The organism is Pseudoalteromonas sp. SG43-5, assembly GCF_014164345.1.
GTDB classification, from domain to species: domain Bacteria; phylum Pseudomonadota; class Gammaproteobacteria; order Enterobacterales; family Alteromonadaceae; genus Pseudoalteromonas; species Pseudoalteromonas distincta.
In genome coordinates this window covers 52,950-79,065 of sequence record NZ_JACJFA010000011.1, presented here as the reverse complement: position 1 = coordinate 79,065, position 26,116 = coordinate 52,950, and the positions used below count along the sequence as shown (strand labels likewise).

At 39.3% G+C, this 26,116-nt stretch carries 20 protein-coding genes and 1 pseudogene; 10 read left to right on the top strand and 11 right to left on the bottom strand.

The features are described from left to right. Complete coding sequence (gene folX / locus H5161_RS12710; RefSeq protein ID WP_002962340.1) at positions 1-357, top strand: dihydroneopterin triphosphate 2'-epimerase; 357 nt, start codon at positions 1-3, stop codon at positions 355-357. Between the two features lie 16 nt (positions 358-373). Here folX and H5161_RS12705 read toward each other — a convergent pair whose 3' ends face one another. Further along, positions 374-808: a YqaA family protein gene (locus tag H5161_RS12705; protein WP_182769450.1), complete on the bottom strand. Its 435-nt coding sequence runs from the start codon at positions 806-808 to the stop codon at positions 374-376. Between the two features lie 226 nt (positions 809-1,034). Next, on the bottom strand, positions 1,035-1,400 hold the full coding sequence (locus H5161_RS12700) for a DUF4870 domain-containing protein (protein ID WP_182769449.1): 366 nt from the start codon (positions 1,398-1,400) through the stop codon (positions 1,035-1,037). A 185-nt stretch (positions 1,401-1,585) separates the two neighbouring features. On the opposite strand from H5161_RS12700, the gene H5161_RS12695 reads away from it, so the two are divergent. From H5161_RS12695 to H5161_RS12680, 4 genes are all read left to right on the top strand, one after another. Further along, complete coding sequence (locus H5161_RS12695) at positions 1,586-2,287, top strand: spondin domain-containing protein (RefSeq protein WP_007580506.1); 702 nt, start codon at positions 1,586-1,588, stop codon at positions 2,285-2,287. Between the two features lie 10 nt (positions 2,288-2,297). Further along, the gene (locus tag H5161_RS12690; protein WP_182769448.1) at positions 2,298-3,032 is read left to right on the top strand and encodes a spondin domain-containing protein; all 735 of its coding nucleotides are present in this window, start codon (positions 2,298-2,300) and stop codon (positions 3,030-3,032) included. Between the two features lie 62 nt (positions 3,033-3,094). After that, positions 3,095-3,820 (top strand): response regulator transcription factor, encoded by a 726-nt coding sequence (locus H5161_RS12685; protein WP_007580488.1) that lies wholly within the window; start codon positions 3,095-3,097, stop codon positions 3,818-3,820. Positions 3,821-3,830: 10 nt separating this feature from the next. After that, entirely contained in the window at positions 3,831-5,318 is a 1,488-nt protein-coding gene (locus H5161_RS12680) for a cell wall metabolism sensor histidine kinase WalK (RefSeq protein ID WP_182769447.1), read from the top strand. 43 nt (positions 5,319-5,361) lie between these two features. Here the strand turns inward: H5161_RS12680 and H5161_RS12675 are convergent, their stop codons facing one another. Beyond that, complete coding sequence (locus tag H5161_RS12675; RefSeq protein ID WP_182769446.1) at positions 5,362-7,536, bottom strand: S9 family peptidase; 2,175 nt, start codon at positions 7,534-7,536, stop codon at positions 5,362-5,364. 190 nt (positions 7,537-7,726) lie between these two features. Here H5161_RS12675 and H5161_RS12670 point away from each other — a divergent pair, with 190 nt between their 5' ends. Both H5161_RS12670 and H5161_RS12665 read left to right on the top strand, forming a co-directional pair. Then, complete coding sequence (locus H5161_RS12670; RefSeq protein WP_007377300.1) at positions 7,727-8,197, top strand: DUF2721 domain-containing protein; 471 nt, start codon at positions 7,727-7,729, stop codon at positions 8,195-8,197. Between the two features lie 92 nt (positions 8,198-8,289). Then, a complete protein-coding gene (locus H5161_RS12665; protein ID WP_024595584.1) occupies positions 8,290-8,742 on the top strand; it encodes a cytochrome c in 453 nt (150 codons plus the stop codon). 114 nt (positions 8,743-8,856) lie between these two features. Here the strand turns inward: H5161_RS12665 and H5161_RS12660 are convergent, their stop codons facing one another. Both H5161_RS12660 and H5161_RS12655 read right to left on the bottom strand, forming a co-directional pair. After that, a complete protein-coding gene (locus H5161_RS12660) occupies positions 8,857-12,012 on the bottom strand; it encodes an efflux RND transporter permease subunit (protein WP_182696054.1) in 3,156 nt (1,051 codons plus the stop codon). A gap of 14 nt (positions 12,013-12,026) precedes the next feature. After that, positions 12,027-13,205 carry an efflux RND transporter periplasmic adaptor subunit gene (locus tag H5161_RS12655; RefSeq protein ID WP_182769445.1) on the bottom strand — a complete coding sequence of 393 codons (1,179 nt, stop codon included), beginning with the start codon at positions 13,203-13,205 and terminating at the stop codon, positions 12,027-12,029. Between the two features lie 288 nt (positions 13,206-13,493). Between H5161_RS12655 and H5161_RS12650 the strand changes: the two genes are divergently transcribed. Continuing rightward, a complete protein-coding gene (locus tag H5161_RS12650; protein WP_182769444.1) occupies positions 13,494-16,001 on the top strand; it encodes a zinc-dependent metalloprotease in 2,508 nt (835 codons plus the stop codon). Between the two features lie 69 nt (positions 16,002-16,070). Here H5161_RS12650 and H5161_RS12645 read toward each other — a convergent pair whose 3' ends face one another. Together H5161_RS12645 and H5161_RS12640 are read right to left on the bottom strand one after the other, a co-directional pair. Beyond that, positions 16,071-16,859 (bottom strand): PhzF family phenazine biosynthesis protein, encoded by a 789-nt coding sequence (locus H5161_RS12645; protein ID WP_182769443.1) that lies wholly within the window; start codon positions 16,857-16,859, stop codon positions 16,071-16,073. 72 nt (positions 16,860-16,931) lie between these two features. After that, positions 16,932-17,546: a PQ-loop repeat-containing protein gene (locus tag H5161_RS12640; RefSeq protein ID WP_182720423.1), complete on the bottom strand. Its 615-nt coding sequence runs from the start codon at positions 17,544-17,546 to the stop codon at positions 16,932-16,934. A 290-nt stretch (positions 17,547-17,836) separates the two neighbouring features. On the opposite strand from H5161_RS12640, the gene H5161_RS12635 reads away from it, so the two are divergent. Continuing rightward, complete coding sequence (locus H5161_RS12635; RefSeq protein WP_039486942.1) at positions 17,837-18,970, top strand: PepSY domain-containing protein; 1,134 nt, start codon at positions 17,837-17,839, stop codon at positions 18,968-18,970. A gap of 49 nt (positions 18,971-19,019) precedes the next feature. Continuing rightward, a pseudogene (locus H5161_RS12630) lies at positions 19,020-20,178 on the top strand (tetratricopeptide repeat protein). Positions 20,179-20,194: 16 nt separating this feature from the next. Here the strand turns inward: H5161_RS12630 and H5161_RS12625 are convergent. The 4 genes from H5161_RS12625 to H5161_RS12610 all read right to left on the bottom strand — a co-directional run bounded on the left by H5161_RS12625 (position 20,195) and on the right by H5161_RS12610 (position 26,092). Next, positions 20,195-23,011, bottom strand: a complete 2,817-nt coding sequence (locus tag H5161_RS12625) for a hypothetical protein (protein ID WP_182769442.1) — start codon at positions 23,009-23,011, stop codon at positions 20,195-20,197. A gap of 122 nt (positions 23,012-23,133) precedes the next feature. After that, positions 23,134-24,681, bottom strand: a complete 1,548-nt coding sequence (locus H5161_RS12620; RefSeq protein WP_182769441.1) for a PH domain-containing protein — start codon at positions 24,679-24,681, stop codon at positions 23,134-23,136. Continuing rightward, the gene (locus H5161_RS12615; protein WP_182696060.1) at positions 24,674-25,207 is read right to left on the bottom strand and encodes a PH domain-containing protein; all 534 of its coding nucleotides are present in this window, start codon (positions 25,205-25,207) and stop codon (positions 24,674-24,676) included. The genes H5161_RS12620 and H5161_RS12615 overlap by 8 nt, the downstream gene beginning before the upstream one ends. 36 nt (positions 25,208-25,243) lie before the next feature. Next, positions 25,244-26,092 (bottom strand): D-hexose-6-phosphate mutarotase, encoded by an 849-nt coding sequence (locus H5161_RS12610; RefSeq protein WP_182769440.1) that lies wholly within the window; start codon positions 26,090-26,092, stop codon positions 25,244-25,246. Positions 26,093-26,116 lie beyond the last annotated feature (24 nt).

The following is a 26,116-nucleotide window of genomic DNA, read 5'->3' as shown; positions in this document are numbered from 1 at the left end:
ATGGCTAATGCAATTATTAACGTTACTAATTTACGCCTGCGTACGTTTATTGGCTTTAACCCCGATGAGCGTGAAAAAAAGCAAGATGTAGTGATCAATCTAGAGATTCACTACCCTGCTGATGATGCGTGTAAAACGGATGAAGTTGACCAAGCACTTAATTATAAAGTGATCACCAAAGAAGTTATTAGCTTAGTAGAGCAAGGGCACTTTTTACTGCTAGAAAAATTAGTTGCTGAAATTCTTGCCGTTTGTCACGCACACCCAAGCGTTCATTACGCTAAAGCACGTGTTGATAAACCACATGCACTGCGTTTTGCCGACTCAGTGTCGTTAACGCTTGATTGGGCTAAATAAGCACTTAAAAACTTATTTAAAAAAGCTTTTCGAATCCTACGGCAAGGGCGATAACCGCTAAATAGCGAGCGCCTTTGCCTAGTGTTACTAACAATAAAAAGGTACTAAGTCGTACTTTAAATATGCCTCCAATCACCGTTAATGGGTCCCCCACAACCGGTAACCAAGCAAATAACAAACTATACACTCCATATTTATTAAATTGCTTTTGTGCGCTATCAAGCCCTTTTTGCGATACAGGAAACCATTTTTTATCTTTAAAACGCAGTACCTGCGTGCCTAACCAGTAATTAACACAACTCCCTAACACATTTCCAAGTGTTGCTACGCACCACATAAGCCATAAATTAACTTTACCTTGAGTAATCATACCCACCATTATCACCTCAGAAGAGCTAGGCAGTAATGTCGCAGATATAAATGCGCTAATAAATAACGTGAGATAAAGCATAATGCCCTTATGGCTAAACGTAAAAACCCAGCCTATAGCTGGGTTTATAATACCAATTTTATTAAAAACATGATCATTCTAGCGTATTAAATAACTCACTAACTACGTTAAAAATTATTTATATAGAACAACTATGTATCATAATTTTAGCCTTGTTATTAAGCTATTTTCTTATCGCTATAATAGATCACTAATTTAATGCAATTGGTATAAAAATAAACTGTGTTTATTTTATCAAATTTAAACTAAACGGGTAATTAAACTCTTTACCTTCGTTAGCTTTAATACTTGCCATTACAACCATTACAAACCCAAAAATTGCCACTATAGGTAGTAATATTAAGCCTACTGCTACAAACATCAGTAAAAAACAAACTACATATGCAATTGCCATCGTTATTTGAAAGTTAAGCGCCTTTTTACCGTGCACGTCAACAACTGGCATTTCATCTTTTTTAATTAACCACACAATTAATGGCCCAATTATTGAGCCAAACGGCACAACAAACCCAGCAAGCGCACTTAAATGGCATAACATAGCCCACGTACGGTCATCTTTATTAACTGGTTCAACCTGCTGATTTTCTTCCATAACACTCTCCTTATTGTTTTATGTATGTTGCCTCTTAACTAAACAAATGTCTACAAATCAACCAACGTATTTATGTTTAAAAATCACAGCGTGAAATCTTGTGATAAAAAAGTGATAAGTTTGTGAGAGTTTCTGGAGACGATTATTCAATACTTAACTCGAATCATCACTTACAGGAAATAATAATGAAAACTTCTACATTAACAATCGCAATTCTTTTAGCGGCAGCTAGCCAATCGACTATGGCCGCAGAATTAGACCTAAAAGTTACTAACCTAACCAAAGGTATTCACTTCACTCCACTGTTAATTACAGCACACAACAGCGAAGACACACTATTTGAAGTAGCAACGCAAGCATCTACAGCATTACAAACAATGGCTGAAGGCGGCAATATTGCAGAGCTAGTTGCACAAGCAACTGCAGCGGGCAGTGATATGGCTGCAAATCCAGCTGAAGGCTTACTTGCACCAGCCGCATCTACAACGGCAACACTTACCACTACCGACGGTAACGAGTACCTATCTTTAACTGCAATGATGCTACCAACTAATGATGGCTTTGTAGGCTTAAACAGCTGGAAAATCCCAACAGAAGCGGGTACTTACACTATTAATTTAAATGCTTACGATGCAGGCACAGAACAAAACAATGAGCTTGTAGTTGAAGGCTCTGGTGCTCCAGGTACTCCAGGTATTCCTGCAGCTCCAGGTGGCGACGCTGGTACTGGCGGTACAGGTATATTAAGTGGTGATACAAATACAAGCATCCATATTCACCCAGGTAGCTTAGGCGATGACGATTTAGAAGCGGGTAATAGCGATTTAAGTAATACAGTACACAGATGGTTAAACCCAGTAGCACAATTAACCGTTACAGTTAAGTAGGAGCATGATTATGTCATCTGCTAACAACCTTAAAAAAAGTCTACTAGTGCTTGCACTTGCAACCACACTTGCAGCGTGTAGCGATAATGATAACGACCCAGTTGTTGAAGAGCCGGTCGTTGTTGAGCCAATTGTTGTAGAACCTGTGATCAGTGAGTTTACTATTACTTTTAGTAACTTAACTGCAGGACAGCCTTTGTCACCACTCTCTGTCATTGCTTTTGAAGATGAAGCACCTTGGGAATTCGGCACCACAGCTTCTGTTGGCTTAGAAATGCTTGCAGAAAGCGGTGCAAATGAAGAATACCTCAGCTACGAAAATGCACTTGCTGCAGTTTCAGCTGAAGGCGCTATTGCCCCTGGCGAAACCACCACAGTAATCATTACTGTTGAAGAGCAAGAAACGCTTAATTTATCATTTGCTGCCATGCTTGGGAATACAAATGATGCTTTTACCGGTCTTAGTTCTTTAGATGTATCAACATTAGAAGTTGGCGGTTCGTTATCACGCACTACGACTGCTTATGATGCGGGTACGGAAGCAAATACAGAAACAGCTGAAACTGTGCCAGGTCCTGCCGCTAGCGGTGAAGGGTTTAACGAAATACGTGACGATACAGCCGATATAATAACGATGCATCCAGGCATTGTTTCAAATCAAGATGGATTATCTACATCAGCACTTGGTGTTGAACATAAGTTTGATAACCCAGTATCGAAAATAGTAATTACGCGCACGCAGTAACGTTCCAGCTTGTAATGGGGAAGTAAGGGAGCATGGATGCCCCCCTTTTTACGAGGTAATACATGCGTCACGAAAAAATATTAGTAGTAGAAGATGACAGAGAAATAGGTAAGTTAATTACCACGCAGCTAACGTCGCTTAACTTACATGTTGATCATGTTGTAAGCGCAGAACTTGCCTTAAAAAAAATAGCTAAGCATCCCTACGGACTTATTTTACTCGATATAAACTTACCCCAAATGGATGGCTTAAGCTTATGCCGAAAAATAAAAGAGCATTACCCTACTACCTCCGTTATTTTACTCACCGCGCTGAGTAGCGATATGGACAGAGTTATTGGCCTTGAAATGGGCGCCGATGATTATATTTGTAAACCCTTTTTTGCACGCGAATTACAAGCCAGAGTAAAAACCCAATTACGCCACAGAGCACAACTACTCGCGAGCCAAAACAACGACAACTCTCCCGTTGATAGCGAACAAACACTAAATGTAGGCTCACTCAATATAGAATTTAGTTCGCACCAAGTGTATTTAGGTAAACAAGCCCTTAACCTTACCGCCACCGAATTTGATTTACTCGTTTACTTTGCACGCCATCCTAATCATGTTTTTAGTCGCCAGCAATTACTCGATAAAGTGTGGGGTTACCAACACAGTGGTTACGAGCACACGGTTAATTCACATATAAACCGCTTACGTGCCAAGCTAGAAGAACACCAACAAGCGCCTATTATCGAAACCGTTTGGGGTGTTGGTTACAAACTAAACCCTAGCCAACTCAATTAAGACACCTATTATGAAATTATCTTTGTATCAAAAATTAGCTATATCGCTAGTTGTCATTTTTTGTTTTATTTGCGCCCTAGTTTACGGCTGGAGCAAGCAACTGGAACTCACCTCAAAACATCATGCTGAGCAAAATTTACATTTGGCGCTTGCCGAGCATTTAGTACAAGATAACCCATTAATAAAAGAAGGTGTTTACGACTATAAAGCGCTTGAAAACCTCTTTCATACCTTGATGTTATTAGGCCCGGCGTTTGAATTTTATTTTGTAGACGAAACCGGAAAAATTCTTACTTACTCAGCAAAGCCGGGTAAAGTTAAACGCACGCATATTAGTTTAACGCCTTTAAAAAGGCTGATTAACGACCCAAGCGCTGCACCTATTTATGGTGATAACCCTCGTAATAAAGAGCAACAAAAAATATTTTCAGCCGCGCCAGTATTTAATCAAGATAAGCTACAAGGTTATTTATATGTAATTATTGGTGGCGAGGCTTACGATACCTCACTAAGCACTGTAAAAAATAATGATAAGTTATGGCTAGCCGCTTTATGGCTTAGCTCTGCACTTGCATTTTTATTTATTGCGATGCTAATTTTACTACGCTTTTTTACCAACCCAATTCAGCGTTTAGCACGCGATGTTAGTAATATTGAAGCCGCTAACTACAGCCTTACCGACACCAAGCTAAGTAACTATTCAACGCAAAAAAGTAACGAAGTGCATAGCTTAGGACGAAGTATTCAAGCCATGCTAACGCGTATTAACGAGCAGTTTAAAGCACTTGAACAAGGCGATAAACAACGCAAAGAGTTACTGACTCACTTATCGCACGACCTACGCACACCACTTGCTTCACTGCAGGGGTTTTTAGAAGTATTAAATCAGTCGGGTGAACAACTAAGTAAACAAGAGCAGCAAGAATACTTACAGGTATCGCTTAATAATTGTGGGCAATTAAAGTTACTCATAGAGCAAATATTTGAGCTTGCTCACTTAGAAAATGGCGAAATAAGTATAAATAAAGAAACCTTTAATTTAGGCGAACTCATTTACGATTGCATGGCAAAATTTAGTTTAGCCGTTGATAAAAGAGGCATTAGTTTGTCGGTAGAACCTGCGATTTGTGATTTTCCTGTAGTTGCCGATATCGCTAAGCTAGAGCGAGTACTGAGCAATTTAATTGATAATGCAATTAGGCACACCCCTCGCGGCGGCAGCATTGCAGTACATGTAAAGCGCAGTGACGATAATCAACTATTTGTGCATGTATCAGACACAGGCGTAGGTATAAAAGAAGATGAGCTGAATGCTATTTTTGACCCGCACTACCAAGCAAGTAATTCTAATAAAGAAGGGCGCCAGCAAGGTGGTTTAGGATTGGCCATTTGCAGAGGGTTATTAAAACTAATGGATAGCGAAATTTACGTACAAAGTGAAATTGGTAAAGGCACTATGTTTAGCTTTAATTTGCCACAAAAAAAGGTGCTTTTTTAAAAAGCACCTTATTGAGTTAAATCTATTTAAATATAAATATTAACTACTTTTTAATACCCGCTAAATCAAGCATAAATGCATAGTTTAGCGCGGTATCTTCTAGGCGCTTAAAGCGACCCGATGCACCACCGTGCCCTGCTTCCATATCTATTTTAAACAGTAACTTATTGTCATCAGTTTTATAGTCACGCAGCTTAGCAACCCATTTTGCAGGTTCAAAGTATTGAACTTGCGAATCGTGCAAGCCAGTCGTTACTAACATATTAGGATATGCTTGCTTAGATACTTGGTCGTATGGCGAGTAAGATAGCATGTAATCGTAATACGCTTTTTCGTTCGGATTACCCCACTCACCGTATTCATTTGTTGTAAGTGGAATACTTGCATCAAGCATAGTGGTTACTACGTCAACAAATGGTACCGCAGCAACCATGCCTTTATAAAGCTCAGGTGCTTGGTTTGCTACTGCGCCCATTAATAAGCCACCAGCACTGCCACCTAACGCAAATATTTCATCTTTTGCGCCATACTTTTGAGAAACCAATGCTTTAGTTACATCAACAAAGTCATTAAACGTATTCTTTTTAGTGAGTAGCTTGCCGTCTTCGTACCAAGGACGACCTAGCATTTGCGAGCCACGTACATGGGCAATTGCAAATACAAAGCCACGGTCAAGTAAACTCAAACGCGTGCTTGAGAAAGTAGGGTCCATGGTTGCGCCATAAGAGCCGTAACCGTATTGCAGTAGCGGGTTAGTACCATCTTTTTTAAACGAGTCTTTACGGTAAACTAAGCTTACCGGTACTTTTATGCCATCACGTGCTGTTACAAAAATACGCTCTGAGGCGTAATTATCAGCATCAAAATCACCTAATACAGCTTGCTGTTTAAGTAGTTTTTTATCGCCAGTCGCTAAATCTACATCGTACGATGAGCTTGGTGTAGTCATGCTTGTGTAATAAACACGTAACGTGCTGCTATCTATATCGTTATTGCCATAAGTACCAATTGTATAAGCGCTATCGTTAAAGCTCAATGGCAACTCTTTACCTGTTTTTAAATGACGAGCAATCAACTTTGATTGGCCCATTTCACGCTCTTGGTAAACTAAGTAGTCATTAAATAAATCAATGCCTTCGAGCTTAATATCATCGCGCGCTGGGATCACACTTTGCCAATTTGCTTTGTCACCAGCTTTATCAATATCCACTTTCATCAGCTGAAAATTTACAGCATCTAAGTTAGTTACAATGTAGTAAGTATTCCCTAGTTTAGATATTTCATATTCAAGCCCTGCTTCGCGCTCAATTAAGCGTTTAGGCATTGCCTTAGCATCATCAGCACTTAGTACCGATACGCCTGATGCTGCTGTGCTGCTGTGCCAAATATAAATTTCTGACTCATCTTTGCTTTTACTCATACCCATGTAGTAACTGGTATCAGTTTCTTCGTAAATTAGCTCATCATCAGCTTGTGGTGTACCTAATGTATGACGATAAACCTGATAACCTAATAAAGTTTGTAAATCTTTTTTAATGTAATAAACCGTTTTATTATCGTTTGCCCAAACTATACCGCCGTTGGTGCCCTCAAGTGCATCTTCGAGTAATTTACCGGTTGTTAAATCTTTTATTTTTATACTATAAATACGACGGCTAACAGTATCTTCCCCATAAGCCATTAAATTGCCATTCGGGCTTACATTTAAGCCACTTACTGCATAATAATCATGGCCTTTCGCAAGCTCATTTACATCTAAAATAACTTGCTGATCGGTACCTGCAAAATCGCTGCTGCGTAAGTAAGTAGTGTACTCGTTATCGCCACGTGTTTGCGTTGAGTAAAAATAATCACCGTTTTTAACTGGGACTGAATCATCGTCTTTTTGGATACGCCCTTTTAGCTCTTCAAACAATTCACTTTGCAGCGTTTTGGTATGTGCAAGCATTGCATCTGTGTATGTATTTTCAGTTTCTAAATAGTTAATCACCTCTGGCGCTTTACGTTCGTCATCACGTAACCAATAGTAATTATCTACACGTGTGTCACCATGAATAGTCATCTCATGAGGCACTTTTTTAGCAACTGGGGCAATAGCTTGGGCTACTTGAACCGTTTTAACTTGTGTATTATTTTTTTTGGTTTCTTCAGGGGCTTGATTACAGCCACTTAAAATAGCTAGCGATAATGCAGCAAGTGCGAATGGAGTACGTTTCATCAGTCAAAGTCCTTGTTGGTTTTTATTTTTTATTAAGTAATTAAATATACCTAAAAATAACCTGTGTTGTGATTTACTTTGTGAAGCTATGTAAAGTAAATCAACGTAATTCCTCTTTTCTTAATAAGCCTACATCAGGTACTCTGTAGATATATAAGTCATTTTCAAGCTCAACTGATTAAGGGTAGGAATGAATAACGAAGTAATAAATATTTTAACTATGGCTAAAGTAATTCAAACAGCTGTTGCCCCGGTATTCTTGATCACGGGTATTGCCGCTACTTTAGGTGTTTTATCTAATCGTTTGGCACGAATTACCGATAGGGCACGTCAGTTAGAACGCAGATTAAAAGTAAGTACTGACGAGGACTTTAATAAATCACTCGCTACAGAGCTGCGCGCTCTTTTAAAGCGTTCTCGATGTATTCATATTGCTTTTAGTTTAAGTGTATTAAGCGCATTACTTGTATGCGCTGTGGTTATGTTGTTATTTTTATCGCACATTCAATCTATAAACTTAGGCGTGACTATTGCTTGTTGTTTTGTAGCAGCAATGGCATTACTCATATGTGCATTTATGTCGTTACTTGGTGAGGTATTCTTAGCAACTAGAAGCATGCGTCGCGGGATGATATTTGCAGATATTGATATAAACGATTAAGTTTTAGTTAAATCTATCGTATTCACTTGAATAAATACGATGTTAGATACAAGATACCGAATTAAGAATTACAATTTTCAACAGGGGCAAACATGAAATTAAAAAAAGTATTAGCAACAATAGCACTGGCAACGTGTGCATTTAGCGTATCGGCAAATTCTGCATTTAAAGAGCCAAGTGACGCGATTGAATACCGCCAAGCAGCGTTTTCAATGATCTCAGTACAAATTGGTGACATGGGCGCAATGCTAAAAGGTAAAGTACCTTTTGACGCAGAGCAATTTAAAAAGCGTGCTAACAACGCAGCTGCGCTTTCAAAAATGCCATGGGAAGCGTTTTACGAAGGAACAGATAAAGGCGACACAGCTGCACTTGCTGCTGTTTGGTCTGAAAACGATACTTTTATGAAAAAAGCAACTGCATTTCAACAATACGCGGATGAGTTAGCAGTAGCGGCTCAATCAGGCGATAAGGCCGTAATTGGTAAAGCTTTTGGTGCATGGGCTAAAGGCTGTAAAGATTGCCATAAGCAATTTAAAGATTAATTATTGTTGTTTTAATACTTAATGTAGTAACAACAAATGATAAAAAGCACTGAATGGTTAATCATTCAGTGCTTTTTTGTACCCGGCATTTAAGCCCGTATGTTATTTATTGAGCTAAACCTTCTGCGGGCGACGTTTAAATACAGTCCTAATCCCACCCAAAATGCGTGTAAACACCTTACCAATATCACTTAATATAATGTACAAGCATGGCACTAATATAAGTGTTATTAATGTTGCAAACATCACTGCAAAACCAAGCGCTACCGCCATAGGTATTACAAACTTAGCCTGCAGGCTTGTTTCAAACATAATGGGCAATACACCTGCAAATGTAGTAATTGAAGTAAGTAATATAGGTCTGAATCGAGCACAACCGGCATCTATTACAGCATTTTTAATACTAACACCTGTTTTACGGGCTTGATTCACATAATCGGTCATAACGAGTGAGTCGTTTATAACCACCCCTGCTGCTGCAATAATACCAAAGCCAGACATTAAAGTTATATCCAAACCAAACCAGTAATGCCCCCATATTGCTCCCGTTAAGCTAAATGGAATCACCGACATAACAATAAGTGGTTGCGCATAACTCTTAAGGGGTACGGCTAATAAAATATACACCAAAATCATACCGCCGAAGAAAAACATCTTCTGCTGATTAGCCTGATCTTGTTGCTCTTCAATGGCGCCACCTAGTTCTGACTTAACACTTGGATACTCTTCTTTAAGTTGTGGTAGTAGCTTTTCTTTAATTTGATCTACAACTTCGTTTGGCTCAATCACTTCTTCATCTATGTTTCCATAAACATACACAGTACGATAGCCCCCTTCCCGGCGGATATAACTAATGCCTGGTGTTTCAGTAAGTTCAACTACATCACCAAGCAGTACTTCACGGCCCTGCGGGGTAGTAACAACCGCATGCTTAAGTGACGAAAATGCCTCTCGAGTCAGTTTAGGGTAACGCACCATTACACGTACTTCCTCGCCTCGGCGAATAACACGTTGAGCCTCACCACCGTAAAAGCTTGCCCCAACTTGATTTGCAATAGAAGCTAAGTCTAAATCTAAATCGTAAGCGACCGGTTTTAGGCTCATTTGCACTTCTTTACTTGCAGGATCTATTGTTGAGCTAATATCAAACAAACCTTCTTGCTGTTGCAGCAACTCTATAAAACGACGTCCTGCATTATTTAATGTATCAATATCAGAGCCATATAATAAATAACCAAATTCGCCGTCACTGCTCCCTCCATTTACATCATCATAAATGGTTAATGATTTAACACCGGCAATATCGGGCATCGCCTCGCGCCAACGTCGTGATAATTCAAACGCGTTATAAGGCCTTATACTTTCATCAACAAGGGGAACAAGCACTTGTGCTTCAGTTCGCCCTTGGTTAAATACTAAAATATCTCTTATGAGTTTTTGACCATATTTGCGTTCGGTATCTTCATCAATCGCAATCACCATCGCTTCTATTTCACGAATAGCATTTATTGTTTGTATGTCTGATACATTGTCATTCATTTCTAGATTTATTTGCGGGTAGTCATGCGGGATCTTTGGCATAAACCCGGTACGAACTTGATTTGATGAGATTAAAGCAAAGGTTACGATTAATAGAGCAATAAATGAAAATAGCACTGACCAACGCCATTCAACACAACGTATAACAAAGCGTTTATATGGGCCATTTACAAAACCAAAAAATCGCGTATTAAACCGATCTCGCCAGCCCCCCTCTTTTATTGGTGAAAAATGAGTGTGAGCAATATGGGCAGGCAATATCAACTTTGATTCAATCAAACTAAATACCAAGCACAGCATTACCACCACAGCTATACCATAAAAGAAGGCACTTTCTGGGCCTGTAGATAACGTAAATGGAGCAAATACTGCAATGGTAGTTAGTACACCAAAAGTTGCAGGGGTTGCTACGCGTTTTGCGCCATTAACCACATTAACAACACCGCCGCCTTTTTTCTCTATTTCGGTGTAGGCACTTTCGCCTATGACAATGGCATCGTCCACCACAATCCCTAGCACCATAATAAAAGCAAAAAGTGATAAAATATTAATGGTTACACCAAACAGTGGCATCATCATCATTGCGCCCAAAAAGCACACTGGTAAACCAATCATTACCCATAATGCCAACTTAAAGCGTAAAAAGATTGATAGCATAATTGCAACCAAAACAGCACCCTGAATAAGGTTTGTAACCATCATGTCTAAGCGAGCATTTAAGTAGTACGTCATATCCATTAATGGCTCTAAGCGAACCCCCAGTGGTAGCTCTTTATTTTTTAATTCTATAAATGCTTTTACTGAATCAGCAACTGGGATAATACTTTGCTCTTCGGTCGCTTTCACCGATATATAAACCGCATTTTCACCATTGAATTTAAAGTAACGCTCACCTTCAGTGAACTGATCTTTAATCACGGCAATATCTTGCAGTAACACTTTAGCGCCATTAGCCCCTATTTTTACCGGTATTTGCCTAAATTCTTCACCAGAGTAAAACTGATTTTCGACGCGAACAGAAATAACACCTGCGTCTGTTTTTAGCTGCCCCGCCGAAAAGTTAGCTGAGTAACGACGCACTGCATTCATTACATCACTAAGGGTTAGGTTATATTGACGCAGCGTATCGGGTTCGATTTCAATTGCTATTTCATCAAGAGGAACATCGTTTACCACTAACGACACGTTAGATAGCTGTAGTAACTCATCCTCTATTTGGTTTGCTATAGGCTTAAGCTCAGTAAGCGGCAAGTCAGCAACGAGCGTCATACCTATAACATCTTGCCTAAACTCAACCTGACTTATGGTGACCGGTTCCATACCGGCAGGAAACGTTGCTATACCATCAACCCGTAACTTAACTTTATCGAGTATATCGGTCAGCTCTACATCAGTATTAATTTCAAGACTTGCTCTACCGCCATTTCTAAATGCCCTGTACACACCTTTTTTAATTTCGGTCACATCTTTTAGCGACTCTTCAATTTTTATAAGTATGCTTTCTTCTATTTCCTGAGGAGAGGCACCGGGGTAATTAGCCTCAATATTAATGTAGTTAATCTCTACATTAGGAAACATTTGGCGTTGGATATTTAGAAAGCTAATAATTCCCATCACCACAATAAAAATCATCATTAGGTTGGCAGCAACGGAGTTATTAGCGAAGTAAGCAATAATACCGGTTTGTTTTTCAGCGTTAGGCGCTGTATTTGGTAGTTCAGTGTTACTCATAACTCAGCCTACCTTTATAATTTTTCAGTGGAAGCATTTTCAAGTGCCTCTGTATTTTTAGTATTTTGAAGGCCCGCAATTTTTACAGCCATGCCTTTTTGCGGATATTCTGGCAAAGTAATCACCAACTTATCATCTGCTTGCAAACCATCACTGATGTAAAAGTACTCACCCTCTTCACGAATAACTGTGACTTTGCGCGGCTCAAGTTGCTGCTCTTCATTAACGATCCATACGGTTTTGTTATTAACTAACTCTTGCGGTAAGCGGTAAATATTATTGAGCATTGCACCTGCAAAATTTACCTGTACGTAGCTACCAAACTTAATGGCTGGTTGTATATTCTTAAGACCGTATGGGTCTTCTATACGCACTACTAAACTGCTCATACGCGTAGCGTTATCAACAATCCCTAGATCGCGGTCAATTACACCTTCACGGGTGAAGCTGTTTAGGCCTTTTTGAATAATCGTTGCGGTAATACCTTTAATACGCTCTGGCAAAAAAACGCTATCGAACCCTGCTATAGGAATAATCACTTCAGCGGTCTCAATATTATTGAGTTCAGCAACTTGCGAACCCATAGTGACAAATTGTCCAACACCTATATTTCGACTAATAACCAATGCGTCGTAAGGGGCTGTAACATCACAATTATCCAAATCACGTTGCGCGCGCTTTAATGCAGCTTGCGCCGACTTAACAGATGCTTGTGCACTGAGCACTTGAGGTTTACGTAAAAATAAATCTGTGCGCGCTTTACTTGAAAAGCGCTTGGCTTCGTCTTCGGCTACTTGAGCTTGAGCTTGTTCCTCTATTAAACCCGCTTGTGCGCGAGCAAGCTCGGCCTCTGCAACAAGTACTGCTGCTTCATAGTTGTCTTTTTCGATAGTGAATAAGGTTTCACCGCGAGCAACTATGCCACCGGCTACAAAATTAGGATGCCAACTTAACACCTCGCCCGACACCTGCGCCGAGAGCAGTGTATTTTCAAGAGGCTTTACTTCACCGTAGCTATTAATAATAACTTGATGATCGTTTGCAATCACTGGCTCAACTTGCACTGTTGGACGAGTATCAATTACTTCTTTTTTTTCTGGATCTTTTGCAATGGCATTGATTCCCATAAAGCCAACAACACCAACAATGAGCGCTACAAATGGAAAAACCCATCTAAGTGAATTTGTTTGCATATCCTATTATCCCCAAAATTCTATTAACGCCATAATACCAGAGCCATATGAAACATTAAGGTGACATTTGTAAGCAACTGTTACAAATGGATATAGGCCACTGCTATTTAGGGTTATAGAATATAACTTCACACGCAGTCCATCTCATTCGTTATATTTTGTTACAAACTTTTATTCATTAATATCAGTTTATTAGCGTTAAACACTTAAATTTCATCGCGAAGATGTGCGAAACTAAATTAATTTACGTACAGTCCAATTAAATTAACAAATATTAAAAGTCTCAAAATGAAATTAACGACCATCACCCTTGCGCTTAGCTTAGCGTTTGGCAGCCATGCATTTGCAGCCGATAAAAAAGACGAAAAAGAGTCAAAAACACTTAGCGAAATGATCAAAGGACAAACCGAATTTGCCGGTATATTTAGCCTTTATCAAGACGAAAAAACCGGTAAGCACCTTATGGTGATTAACGAATCCCAACTCAATACGCCGTTTGTGTATTTTGCGCACACTGTCGATGGCGTTACAGATGCAGGCCATTATCGTGGTTCGTACCGCGAAACTAAGTTAATTGAATTTAGAAAATACTTTGACCGTATCGATATTATTAGCAAAACACCTCGCTACAAATTTGACGAAAGCAGTGCAATTTCAAAAGCGAGTGATGCCAATATTAGTGAAGCGGTACTTGCGAGCATTAAAATAGAAAAAGAAGAAGACGGTAAAATAGCATTTAATGTAAATAAGTTATTTTTAAGCGAAGCACTTCACAAAGTATCACCTACGCCAAATCCAGCAGATAAAAACGCTAAAAAACGCTTTAAAGTAGGTAAACTAGACGATAAAAAATCACGAATTATTAAACAGCGTCCATATCCTAATAACTTAGACGTAGTTGTTGATTACGTATTTACTAACCCAAGCCCAACGGTACGTGGCTCAAATGCAGTAAGCGACCCGCGTAGCGTATCGGTAAAAGTTCAGCACTCGTTTGTCGCTCTACCTAGCAATAACTACGCACCACGTATGGATGATGCGCGCATTGGTTATTTTACAAATCAATTTGATCAAATGACATCTACCGATTGGGCACCTTATCAAGATGTTATAAAACGCTGGGACTTACAAAAGAAAGACCCAAGTGCAGCGCTTTCAGAGCCAGTAAAACCAATTACTTGGTGGATAGAAAACACCACACCCATTGAATGGCGCGATACTATTCGTGACGCTGTTTTAACGTGGAATACCTCTTTTGAAAAAGCCGGCTTTAAAAATGCCTTAGAGGTAAAAGTACAACCAGACGATGCAGACTGGGATGCGGGCGATATCAATTACAACGTACTGCGTTGGACTTCGTCACCTAAGCCTCCATTTGGCGGATACGGGCCAGCACTTGCTAACCCATTAACAGGCGAAATACTGGGCTCAGACATTATGCTTGAGTTTGTATTTATGAAAAACCGCTGGATTTACGACACGCTTTTCACACAAGGAACAATGAGCCACGGTGAAACAACAAATACCGGCGAGCTAAATTGCTCTCTTGGGCATGAGATTCAACAAAATCTAATGCTTGCCAAAGGCCTTGCTAGCGGCGACAAAATTGAAGATAAAGAAATGCTTCGCCAAGGTCTAACGCAATTGGTACTTCACGAAGTTGGCCATACTTTAGGTCTTAACCATAATATGAAATCATCAATTTTGTGGGATGAAAAAGAAGTATACGATAAAAACAAAACCCAAGGCATAGTAACCGGTTCTGTTATGGATTATGCACCCGCTAACATTGCCCCAATTGGTATGCAGCAAGGTGATATTTTTCAAACAAAACCTGGTCCTTACGATGATTGGGCAATTAACTATGGCTACAGCGTAGCGCTTGCAGATGAAGCTTCTGAGCAAGCTCGACTTGAAAAAATACTTGCTCGTTCAAGTGAACATGCCCTTGCCTTTGGTAACGATGCAGACGATATGCGCGCACCAGGTCGCCATATCGATCCACGTGTAATGATTGGTGATTTGTCGTCAAACCCTGCTGCCTATGGCGCAGATCGTATGGCACTAATTAATAAACTATTTACTGAGCTAAAAGATAAAGCAACGGTTAAAGGTGAGTCTTACCAACAGCTTGTTACCTCTGCTAATAGCTTATTTGGTCAGTACCGAGCTCAAGCAGGTGTGGTTTCTCGCCAGATTGGTGGCGTATACGTTGAGCGCGCTGTAGTGGGTGATACAAATGCAGATAAACCATTTACACCGGTATCGCTTGAGCGTCAAACACAAGCAATGGATATACTAGCCAAGTTTGTATTTGCGCCAGATGTACTACAAAATATGCAACCTCTTTATAGCTACTTACAGCTGCAACGTCGTGGCTTTAATCACTACGGCAAAAATGAAGACCCTAAAGCACACCAAATGATTTTAGGAATGCAAAAGTCTGTACTTGCACAGCTATTACACCCAGCGGTATTACTGCGTATTTCTGACACAGCTCTGTACGGTAACGAATATAGCCTAACTCAGTTTATGGAAGATTTAACCGCCAGCATTTTCGTGAAAAGCAAAGACGCAAACTCTATTAGTCACAACTTACAAATTGAGTATGTTAACCAGTTAATTGCAATTGCTGGTCTTGGCAAAGCAAGCAAATACGATAACTTGGCTAAAACAGCAGCGTTATATCAGCTAACTCAAATAGCCGATACCAGTGTTGCTTGGGGTGCAGATACAGCAACTAAAGCGCATAAGAAATATATTGATCGCTTAATTGCAAAAGCGCTAGAAGCATAAAATACCTCTACTAATTGAGTAAACCAAGGCCACGATTTACGTGGCCTTTTTTATAACTTAATTCACAGTTTAAATATAAATAGTGCCTTTTAAATACCTTACAGCATGCCCGGTCAAAGTGACGGTTGTATCATTCACTTTGCAAATTAAATGCCCGCCTCTGCTTGAAGCCTGATAAGCACTTAACGTAGTTTTACCAAATTGCTGCGCCCAGTAAGGTGCCAAGCCAGTATGAATTGAGCCCGTTACATAATCTTCGTCGCCACCGCTTGCAGGCCAAAAATAGCGAGATATAAAATCATATTCAGCACTTGGAGCTGTAGCCACTACATCTAGTGGATAAAGCGTTTTTAAAAGCTCGGAGTTAGTTTTTAATTCAAGTATTTGATCGGCATTTTCATAAATAGCAAAGTAAGCTTGGCGATTTTTAAGTACTTTACTCGGTTGTATAGACAAGCCATCAAGCAATTGCTGCGGTACATTTTGTACCTCAATCGGTGCTTGCTTAGGAAAGGTCATTGCAAAGCTGCCATCAGCGTTTCTATTAACGATTAGCTCGCCCACCGCATCAGCAACAAAGCGAATTTGCGATATGTTATGCTCTTCACATAAAACATAGGCAGCCGCAAGTGTGGCGTGACCACAAAAGTCGATTTCCATCAAAGGTGAAAACCAGCGAATAACAAAACTTCCATCGTCTTGCTGGTAGGTAAAAGCAGTTTCAGATACGTTATTCTCAGCGCCAATCTTTAGCATTAAATCGTCACTTAACCACGATTCTAGTGGGATCACTGCCGCATAGTTACCTTTAAATAACTCATTCGTAAATGCATCAATTTGATGAATAGTTAATTGCATTGTTTAAACTTTGTAATGATTAATAGCTTAAAACTGCCATACCTAAACTAAATTAGCACTTTTATTTTTGCTTTAAGCCATTACAGGTCGCATTCTATAATATTGCATACAACCAAATTGCACAGCATTGGTAAGCAATAGCATAATAAACATAAGTAAGTGCGCCGTGCTTGGAGCCGCTGTTGTAAGCTCAACAACTAAGCCGCAAATACCAGCAATAAACTGCAAGCTAAAGTAGCGCGCGCTTAAATTACTCACATTACCCGTACGCAATGTTTTATAAGTTTGCGGCATAACACGTACCGAACTCATCACAAGACCAACATACGTTAAAGCGCTTAATACCGTTGCAGTATCAAGGCTTGAATTTAAAAGCAGTGAAAAAGGCAGTAACGAAAAACCTAGCATAGTAACCAGCTGTACACGTTCTCGTTTAGCTGCATTGAAACGTGCAAAAAAATATAAAATAAGCCCGCTTAACGCACCGGTTACAATAAATGGTAACGCAATATAATAGCGCTCAAAGAAAATATTGTAGGTTATAAAATAAAGGCTTTGTGCTAATCCAAATGTCATCATTAATAGTGACAAACCAGAGACACTACGATTTTTTCGAATTTTGTTTAGTAATGGTAAAAAACTAAAAACCAAAATAAAAGAAGACAATATAGGCAAATAATGCGCCAAAGCAACCTCGCTCGTTATATAAATGTTAATTAAAAACAGAAATAAAAACATTTAATAAACATCTGTTTTTAAAAGGCTTTTACTATGAGCGCGGCATTGTAGAGCCGCGTAAATTTAACTCAACTAAATAAGATATTCTTATTTTAGGTACTGGAAAGCTAGGTATACAAAAACCGTAGAATTAAGTTCACGGTTTACCTATTTAATAGAAAACCTACTCACAAGCTATTAAATGAAAATGATAGTTGTTATCATGCGCAAGTCATTAACTGCAATATATAAAACTATCTATGAGAAAAACTCTTTTTAAAATTCACAGTTGGATCGCTCTTATAGCTCTCATTCCCTTGATTGTTATTAGTATTACAGGGAGCGTATTAGTTTTTAAAAGTGAAATAGATGGCTTACTTATGCCAAGCAGTCACTATGTTGTAAAAGCACTGCCAGAGCGCATGCCAATCGACAAATTAATCGCAAAAACAGAGCTTGCTTACCCTGAGTATGTAGTAGGTAGTTGGGAGATATTTAACGATGATACTGCTGATCGGGTTTACTTAGTTAAACGCGGGACAGAGCAATGGTATAAGTTTCATTTAAACCAGTATACGGGTGACATTTTGTCAGAGCCTGTTGGTACCAGCCATTATTTTACTGATTGGTTTTTAGAGCTGCATTACACCTTTTTACTTAACGACTTTAAAAACCTGCCAGGTCAAACAGGCACAGTACTTGGCTTCTTTTTTGCTCTGTTTTTATTGGTATTAGGTATTACAGGACTTATTATTTATCGTAAATTTTGGCAGCGCCTATTTAGTGTGCGCTGGCGTGCAACACTGCAAATTGTACTTAGCGACATTCATAAAATGACGGGGGTGATAGGGTCGCCCATCATTATTATTTTAGCTATCACAGGTGGCTACTTTAACTGGGCGGTGTGGTATCACGAAGTTATTGAACACGCTGAGGAAGAGCACTTTGTACTAACCAAAAACTTGCACAGTAGCGATATTTCGTTTCAACACATACTCGATGACAGTAAAAAGCAAATACCCACTTTTAATGGTACGTTTTTAGTTATGCCACTCGAGCCTGACGAAAATATCACCTTATTCGGCGAAGTCGATACAAATAACCCACTTGCGAGCGAATATGCCAATACGGTTAGCTACGATAAGCAAACAGGCGAACATTTAACTAACTGGGATATTCGCGAAGTTGGCGTTGGCTGGCAAGTAATTGATAGCTTTAGAAAACTTCATTTTGGCTACTTTGCAGGGCTAATAAGTAAAATACTGTGGTGCGTAATTGGTTTGAGCCCAGTGTGGCTAGCAGGTACTGGTTTTTACTTGTGGTTTACCCGCCGTAAACGTAAAAAACAATCACAAAAAAATCGCTCAAGTAAACGCAGTACAGCAAGTGCTTGATTAAAAACCCACCACATTGTAATGTAAAATTTAACAATGGAGTGGGTTTATGATGTTTTATAAAATAGCAGTCTGTATTACTTTTTTATATAGTTGGATGTAACACAACCAAGGTTCACCAAGTAGAACAACAAATAGAGCTTGAACAACTATTAAACCATTCTTTGTTTAATAAACTCGACACTCCTTCTGAGTACAGTATTTTCGAGCTGCCAAATGCTGAAAAAGAAAAATTTTTAGCCTATGCCGAAAAACAAAAACAGTCTGAAATCCGTCATGACCGTATTATTTACAACTACCTCGAAAGCAACTTAGCTAACTTTAAATACCACGGCGATACACTTACTTCAGCCCAAGCCTTAAAACTTTCGCAAGGCAACTGCATTAGCTTAGCTGTTTTAACACAAAGCTATGCACAAGCTCTCGGATTAGAAACGAGCTTTCAAGAAGTAACAAGTCAGCCTGTATACGCAAAAGAAAATAATGTTGTTTATGTAGCAAGCCACTTTAGAACAAGAGTATACGCCCCAAAAGTAGATAAAAAGGATGATAATATTGTTGAATTTTTCAGAGCGGGCACCTTAATCGACTACTTTCCTACCCGTCGCAGCTTTTATTCAAGTAGTGCAGATTATAACGATTTAGTTTCTAAGTTTTACAGTAATTTAGCTGCAACAGCGCTAGCAGACAAACAGCTGGATATTGCTTACTCACTTATTCTACAAGCAAACAAATACACTCCCAATGATCCTAAATTATTTAATATAGCGGGCATTTTGCATCGTCGGGCTGGTGATTTACAAAGCGCTAAAAACATCTATCAAACAGCACTTAGTAATAATGAAATAAGTATTAATTTAATCAGCAACTATCAGCTTTTAGCTAAAAAATTAGGCGACAAAGAGCTTGTCAAAGAGCTCACTTCACAATTAGTTAATAAAGAAAAAGACCCATACGAATTACTAGTAATCGCTAAAAACAACTTACAAGCTGGCCACGCTCATCAGGCTAAAGCACACCTTGAGCAAGCTATTACTAAAGCGCCTTACATTGCTGAGTTATACTTGGAACTCGCAAAAGTTCGCTATCAACAAGGTAATATTAAACAAACACAAACCTTACTTGAGAAAGCTATCGAACTAGAACGTGATAACCAAAAAATCGATGTATATCAAGCTAAGTTACTATCCTTGCAGATGGATAAGTAACTTAGTCAATTGATATTTATAGCGAATAATAAAAGCTCAGCCACGCTCGCATTTCATCCTCAAAACTGTCGCCTTCTACTCGCGACAGTCCCATATTAAACGTTAAATCGTTTACACCAGCAGGTCCCATTCCAAAACTAAAGTCACCTTGGTACTTTAAGCCGTAGCTTTGTGCGTATACGGTGTCGTCGAGTTGATGTTGCTTGTAATAAAGCCACGGCATACCTTCTTTTAGGCTAAACCCACCACCATAACCTTGATAACGCTTTGCAGCTGCGCTGTAAAAAGGCAGCTCCGATGAAAGTACATAATCACTACTTTGTTGCTGATTAATAAGATTTGAGCTAAAGCCACCTAATGCAAGGCTGCTGTCATCACGTTGCTTTTGATCAAAGTTTGCATAAAGAGGAATACCAAACGCTTTACCAAAAATTTTGGCGGCTAAATCGTAACCTTGCCAATTGCTACTTTTACTACTGCCATCGTACCAACTTGCATAAATACTTTGGCCTATTACAAAGTCTTGACGATCATATTGCCAATTTTGGGCAACGCCTAAACGCGTCCAATTTTTATGGCGTTGTTTATAATCAGTGTAATTGTAGGCAATCTCTGGCGTTAAACTTAGCTGCCCAAATTTAACTGGGTAACTTACTGCAGCAAAACCACCACGGGCATCTATGTCGGTATTTAAACTTGCTTGGTACTGGCGCGATGTATTTAAATCATAGTCAAACAGTGCAAGTTTTAGTTTTACATCAAGCGCATTATATTTTGCCTGCACATAACCACCGTGCAGTGCTCCATCGTGTAAATCAGTGCTATATCCCGCTTGCAAGTCGAGCTGTTTTAATAAGTCGCTACTTTTAATACTTACATCTAACAAACTGGTAGAAGCCGAATAATACTGCGTCCCTAGTGCAAAAGTAGCGTGCTGGTCAAGTACGTTGTAATTTGTTTGCTGCGTTGTTTGGTGCGTATATATTTTAGCTTTTGGAAGCGTATGTTCGTTTACAATGAGCAGCGGTGCTTTTTTATTAGCCGAAAGTTCAGTAACTACACTGCTGTTTATAGCTTTTGGCAGTGTTTTTACATTTGGCCCATCTGCGGTTATCGAAAAATAGAGTAACGAGCCATCAGCCATTTCAATCGGGTGGGCAACGGCTTCCTGCCCCTGAGTTAACTTGCTGAGTGTTTTACTCTCTATGTTGTAGTTATAAATATCAGTAGCGCTATTTAAACCTGCAACAAAGTAAAGTGACTCGCCATTATGGCTAAAGCTAGGCTGACTTAAATATTGATACCCGTTTGGCATAGATACTAATTGCTGCTTATTACTACCCACATCTTGTATATACAATTGCCAGTTTTCATTTAATGACGTTGATAAATAAGCTAATTTAGTTTCATCAGGACTGAGTATTGGGTAATCGTAAGTTGTCTCAAGGCTTTTTGTAAATAATGGTGTGATGGTTTGCGTATTGAGATCAACCTTTACTAATTCAGAGTAGCCATCTCTTATTTGCTCGCCATACAAGGTTTCGCCGTTACTGGTTACGCTAAATCGTCGTATACCAGCAAGTTCGGTAAGTTGTGTAATATTTCCAGTGTCAGTGTTATAGCTAAATATGTCAGACACTTTGTTATAAATACCCGACTCTTCATTGCTGTACGCATTGAAATATAAAGTTGTGCTATTTACCCATTGCGGGTTTGCAATACCGGCTCGGTTAATTTGATTAAGCACTTGTTTTTGTTCGCGCTTAAACACACTTGGCGCTGTATCGGGAATATCTTGTGCATCGTTTTCGAGTAGCTCTTTTTGCGCTTTAGTAAACTCTTCTTGCGCTTTAATGTTGTCATCCGTGCTATAAATTATAAGCTTGGTATTACTCTCTTTATCTCGCTCAACAATCGCAATTTTACTACCATCTTTTGAAAGTACTGGGTTACTTGCATATAAGTTAAGCTCAAGCCAAAGTTCACTATTAAGTAACGGCTCCCCTTGCTCTATTTGCATTGCTTTATAGGTATATTCAGCTATAAATCGGCGATATAGCTTGGCTGCACTTTGCCCAAACACACCGCTAAATGCCTCATCAAAGTCACGCGTTTTTACGCCTTGCATTCGCGTCCAAACACTATCGAGTGTTTGTTCTGAATAGTTTTTCTCTAACCAATTTAAAAAGCGACTACCCATTAAATACGCCATTGAGCCGCCCATAAAGCCCTGCTCGCCATTTAACTGCCCATAGGTTGGCAGTGCGCCCTGTTGAGCAAATTCTCGCAGTATTGACTCTGAGTAGTTATCAAACAAACGCCCACGACCTGTCATTTTAGACTCAATCAATGTGGCATAACCTTCGGCTACCCAGCGCGGCGTATCACTGTAGGTTAAGTCGTATAAATCCCATATGCCACGTACTTTTTGCTGCCAGTGATTGCGTGTAGGCTGTGCTAAATGCACTAAGTGAATATATTCATGCAGTACAAGTAACTGCTGCCAGCCAGCGCTGTTTGATATAACGGTGTCGGATTGTGGTGGGGTTGTAAAAAGTGCCATTACAGGATTATTTGAGGTAGGTAGCGCAAAGCCATTTGCTGCATTTAGGGGATCAAACACCACTACATCAACTGTTTTATCAAGTGCTCGGTTTTGCTGCTCAAGCACTTTGGTGCGTACTATTTCAAGCTCTGCTGCAGTTGATTTAGCAAAATCAGCATGCTCAACACTGTAGTGAATGTTGAAATGTTCGGTATGAATAGTTTGCCAATCGGCTGCAAAGATCGGTGCTGCTAGTAATAAAGCTGATGCGATAAGTGTTTTTTTCATGAGCGTCCCTAAAATAATTCCTTAATACCATCTAGGGTATTATTAAATGTCTTTCATGGGCAGTAAGAAAGTGTAATAAAACATGTGAAAATGGGTATTTACACATGTTTTATTAGGGTAATTTACATCCAGCTGCGAGTATCTGACTCAATCTGCTTAATTGTAAAATCAATAATAAAGTCAGCATCTTGCTGCTTTATATAGGGCATAAACGCAAAGCCTGAAGCAAGTTGTATATACAGGCTTTTTAAGCCTGACTTTCTCATTAAGTACGTACTTATACTGCGCGCACTTTGCGCTTTATAAAGTTCAAAAACACGGTAATGAACGCCAACCATACCTTTGCGTACAACCATGTAAAATCGGCCATTATCCTCATGCATGTAATAACCATAACGCTGATACGACAAAGTCACCAAGCCAGAAAACACCACCAAAACACCAAGGCTTATCAAAGTATTAATATCAGCAATAAAACAAATGCCAAACACTAATACACTGGGTAACAGTGAATAAAAGCCTAAATTTTTATACAAAAGCGCTCGCTCTGCGCGCTTAAAAGCGAGTTTTTTACTATTAAACCACGGGTAAATCCATTGGCATACACTATCAACTTGTTCGCTATTTAATACAGGTAATACTAACGTTTGTTTATTTTTTTTAGCCGCCACACCGGCTGCTATTCCGCCGCTACTTGCTTGTAAACACTCAACGGTAAATCGCTTTAGTAATCGCCCCATTAGGTTTTGTTTAATAACAATAGATTGCACTTTATCCATGCTCATCGAAAGCTGATGGCGCTCTAACAAGCCAGCAATACGTTTAAACTTTTGACCTTTAAAATAAAGCTCAAAATTATAAAAGCGAATAAGCGACATAGTCACCGATAGCATTACAGCCACCACAACTAACAAACCAATTAAGGTGATCATCGCAAAGGTAGCAGCGCTGGCCAGCATACCAAGCTCTTGTTGATAAAAGCCTTCTACTTTCGCAATAATTTGCTTCTCTAAAAAATCAACAATTAGGTTTATAAAAGGGGCCAAAGCAGCCATTGCAAAAATGGCCATATTCGACATTAAACCAAATTTGGCTATTTCTTTATTGCTAATGCTTAGGCTGTTTTCGATAGTGTCTGTTTCGCTTTGTTCAGTATTTGGTGCTTCTTGCTGTTGCTGCGCTTTAAAATCAAATATTTGTTTCCGCATTTGCTGTGCATAATTTTTAGTGACACCAGGTAAAACAACTTCTTGCGACACACTACCAGCTGCATCAAAAATACAATTAACTAAGTTTACGGGGGTAAAATAAAACGGCTCGGCAATATTAACGTTTTGCACACGGCCAAATTTAAGCGTAAGTCGCTCTTTTTTAAATACACCTTTGTTAAGCAATATTTCGTTGTCGCTACTAATACTAAACTTAAAATTTAAATAATATAAAAATGAGTAAACAAGTAGCAAAATTAGTGCAATACCGCCTGCAACCTGCGCCCAAAACAATTTATTTTCTACTTGAGTAACAAATACGACTAGCATGGGCAGTAAGTTTAAAAGGCCATCTTTTACAAAGCGCACACTAAAGTGCACAACAAAATATAAAAGTGCCCAGGGCGATACTTTTTGCCAGTAAATAGGGCTGGCTTTATCTTCGATAGTTGTATTACTCATCTACTAAAGCTGCCTGAGTAGTTGCGTCGTCTTGGCGGTAGTTTTGTACAAATTGGCGCATGTTTTTACAATCATCATGGGTTAGCCCGCTAATTTGTAAATCCGCACTTACACCGCCAGCGCTAAATAATTTAATGCTCGCAAGACTAAGTTTTCGCTCTATTGGCCCTTGGTGTATTTCCATATGCTGTACACGCGCTAAAGGTAATACCGTCACTTGTTGCCAAATAACGCCTTTTTTAAAAGCAATGTCATGATTTCGCACTGCAAAACCTCGCAACCTCACACTTATTATGTTGTACGCCATAGATACGGCTACCAAAATTGGCATACCAATTAGCAAATACGTTTGTGCATTATTAGCAAAGGCTTCATTAAAATAACAAACAGCAATAAGCGCTCCAATTAGCGGTACATAAAACAGAAGCGAGCTAAGTTGTGTATGTAATAAGGCTTTATCAGCCAATGGCTTAAAGCTAATATCACTATGCTTTGGCAAATCCATTATTTGTTGATTGTTAAACACTATTTGTCCCTATTTCTGCTTTTAATTATGACTAGCTTACCAACTAATGGTGGTTATTAATGTGTGGCTTTGTTTTGGCTCAAGCGTTACTTTATCTGTCAGTACATTAGCGGCCTCTAGACACAGCATTGTTTTATATTCATCATCAGCAAAGTTAGATAAGCGTTTTGACTTTTCTATCCATGGGTTCCACAGCACACACGAACTTGAGTTTTCGCGGCTCACATTAATAACACCTTCTGGCGTATTAATGCTTTGCATTGTACTTGCTTGTGTATAAACCATGTCGGTTTCGCGATTAAAGCTTACAACATCATTTTGTACAAATGGCCCTTCACTAAACTCAATATATTGCGCGCCTTGCAAACCATCTACATGGGTGTTTGTAATATCTGAGGTAGGAAAATAGGTATGCAGTGCTTGAGTAAAGCTAAATGGCACACTACCTAAGTTAGTGGTCGTTAAGCGAACCTGTAATTTATCACTTAATACAAACTCAACTTTTAATGCGCACTGATGCGGCCAATACGTTGTATTAACAAGTTTCATGGGGAGCTTTAAACTAACTGTAATTTGCTCATCAGATTCGTGTACTTCATCGGCTTGCCATACGCTTGTGCGCGCAAAACCGTGGGCAGGCCACCCATCATTAGCGTGTGTACCAAACCACGGCCAACAAATAGGAATACCGCCTCGAATACTCGCCCCTTCTTGATAGGTTTCCTCTTGTGAAACCCAAATAAGTGGCTTGTTATTTTTAGGGATAAACTCGGTAATTTGCCCACCTTGCAAAAATATTTTTGCGTCGCACTTTTCACTAGCTACTTTAATAAACTCAAGTCCGGATTCGCTTTGCTCAATGCTAACTGATGGCGATAATTTCATACCTTCCCCTATAATACTGATACT

Excerpts from the sequence above, each read along its gene's own strand:
- H5161_RS12695 (WP_007580506.1), top strand. The coding sequence starts at position 1,586 with ATGAAAACTTCTACATTAACAATCGCAATTCTTTTAGCGGCAGCTAGC.
- H5161_RS12675 (WP_182769446.1), bottom strand. The coding sequence starts at position 7,536 with ATGAAACGTACTCCATTCGCACTTGCTGCATTATCGCTAGCTATTTTA.
- H5161_RS12610 (WP_182769440.1), bottom strand. The coding sequence starts at position 26,092 with ATGAAATTATCGCCATCAGTTAGCATTGAGCAAAGCGAATCCGGACTT.
- H5161_RS12680 (WP_182769447.1), top strand. The coding sequence starts at position 3,831 with ATGAAATTATCTTTGTATCAAAAATTAGCTATATCGCTAGTTGTCATT.
- folX (WP_002962340.1), top strand. The coding sequence starts at position 1 with ATGGCTAATGCAATTATTAACGTTACTAATTTACGCCTGCGTACGTTT.
- H5161_RS12645 (WP_182769443.1), bottom strand. The coding sequence starts at position 16,859 with ATGCAATTAACTATTCATCAAATTGATGCATTTACGAATGAGTTATTT.
- H5161_RS12690 (WP_182769448.1), top strand. The coding sequence starts at position 2,298 with ATGTCATCTGCTAACAACCTTAAAAAAAGTCTACTAGTGCTTGCACTT.
- H5161_RS12670 (WP_007377300.1), top strand. The coding sequence starts at position 7,727 with ATGAATAACGAAGTAATAAATATTTTAACTATGGCTAAAGTAATTCAA.
- H5161_RS12625 (WP_182769442.1), bottom strand. The coding sequence starts at position 23,011 with ATGAAAAAAACACTTATCGCATCAGCTTTATTACTAGCAGCACCGATC.
- H5161_RS12655 (WP_182769445.1), bottom strand. The coding sequence starts at position 13,205 with ATGCAAACAAATTCACTTAGATGGGTTTTTCCATTTGTAGCGCTCATT.
- H5161_RS12660 (WP_182696054.1), bottom strand. The coding sequence starts at position 12,012 with ATGAGTAACACTGAACTACCAAATACAGCGCCTAACGCTGAAAAACAA.
- H5161_RS12665 (WP_024595584.1), top strand. The coding sequence starts at position 8,290 with ATGAAATTAAAAAAAGTATTAGCAACAATAGCACTGGCAACGTGTGCA.
- H5161_RS12635 (WP_039486942.1), top strand. The coding sequence starts at position 17,837 with ATGAGAAAAACTCTTTTTAAAATTCACAGTTGGATCGCTCTTATAGCT.
- H5161_RS12705 (WP_182769450.1), bottom strand. The coding sequence starts at position 808 with ATGCTTTATCTCACGTTATTTATTAGCGCATTTATATCTGCGACATTA.
- H5161_RS12700 (WP_182769449.1), bottom strand. The coding sequence starts at position 1,400 with ATGGAAGAAAATCAGCAGGTTGAACCAGTTAATAAAGATGACCGTACG.
- H5161_RS12620 (WP_182769441.1), bottom strand. The coding sequence starts at position 24,681 with ATGAGTAATACAACTATCGAAGATAAAGCCAGCCCTATTTACTGGCAA.
- H5161_RS12685 (WP_007580488.1), top strand. The coding sequence starts at position 3,095 with ATGCGTCACGAAAAAATATTAGTAGTAGAAGATGACAGAGAAATAGGT.
- H5161_RS12650 (WP_182769444.1), top strand. The coding sequence starts at position 13,494 with ATGAAATTAACGACCATCACCCTTGCGCTTAGCTTAGCGTTTGGCAGC.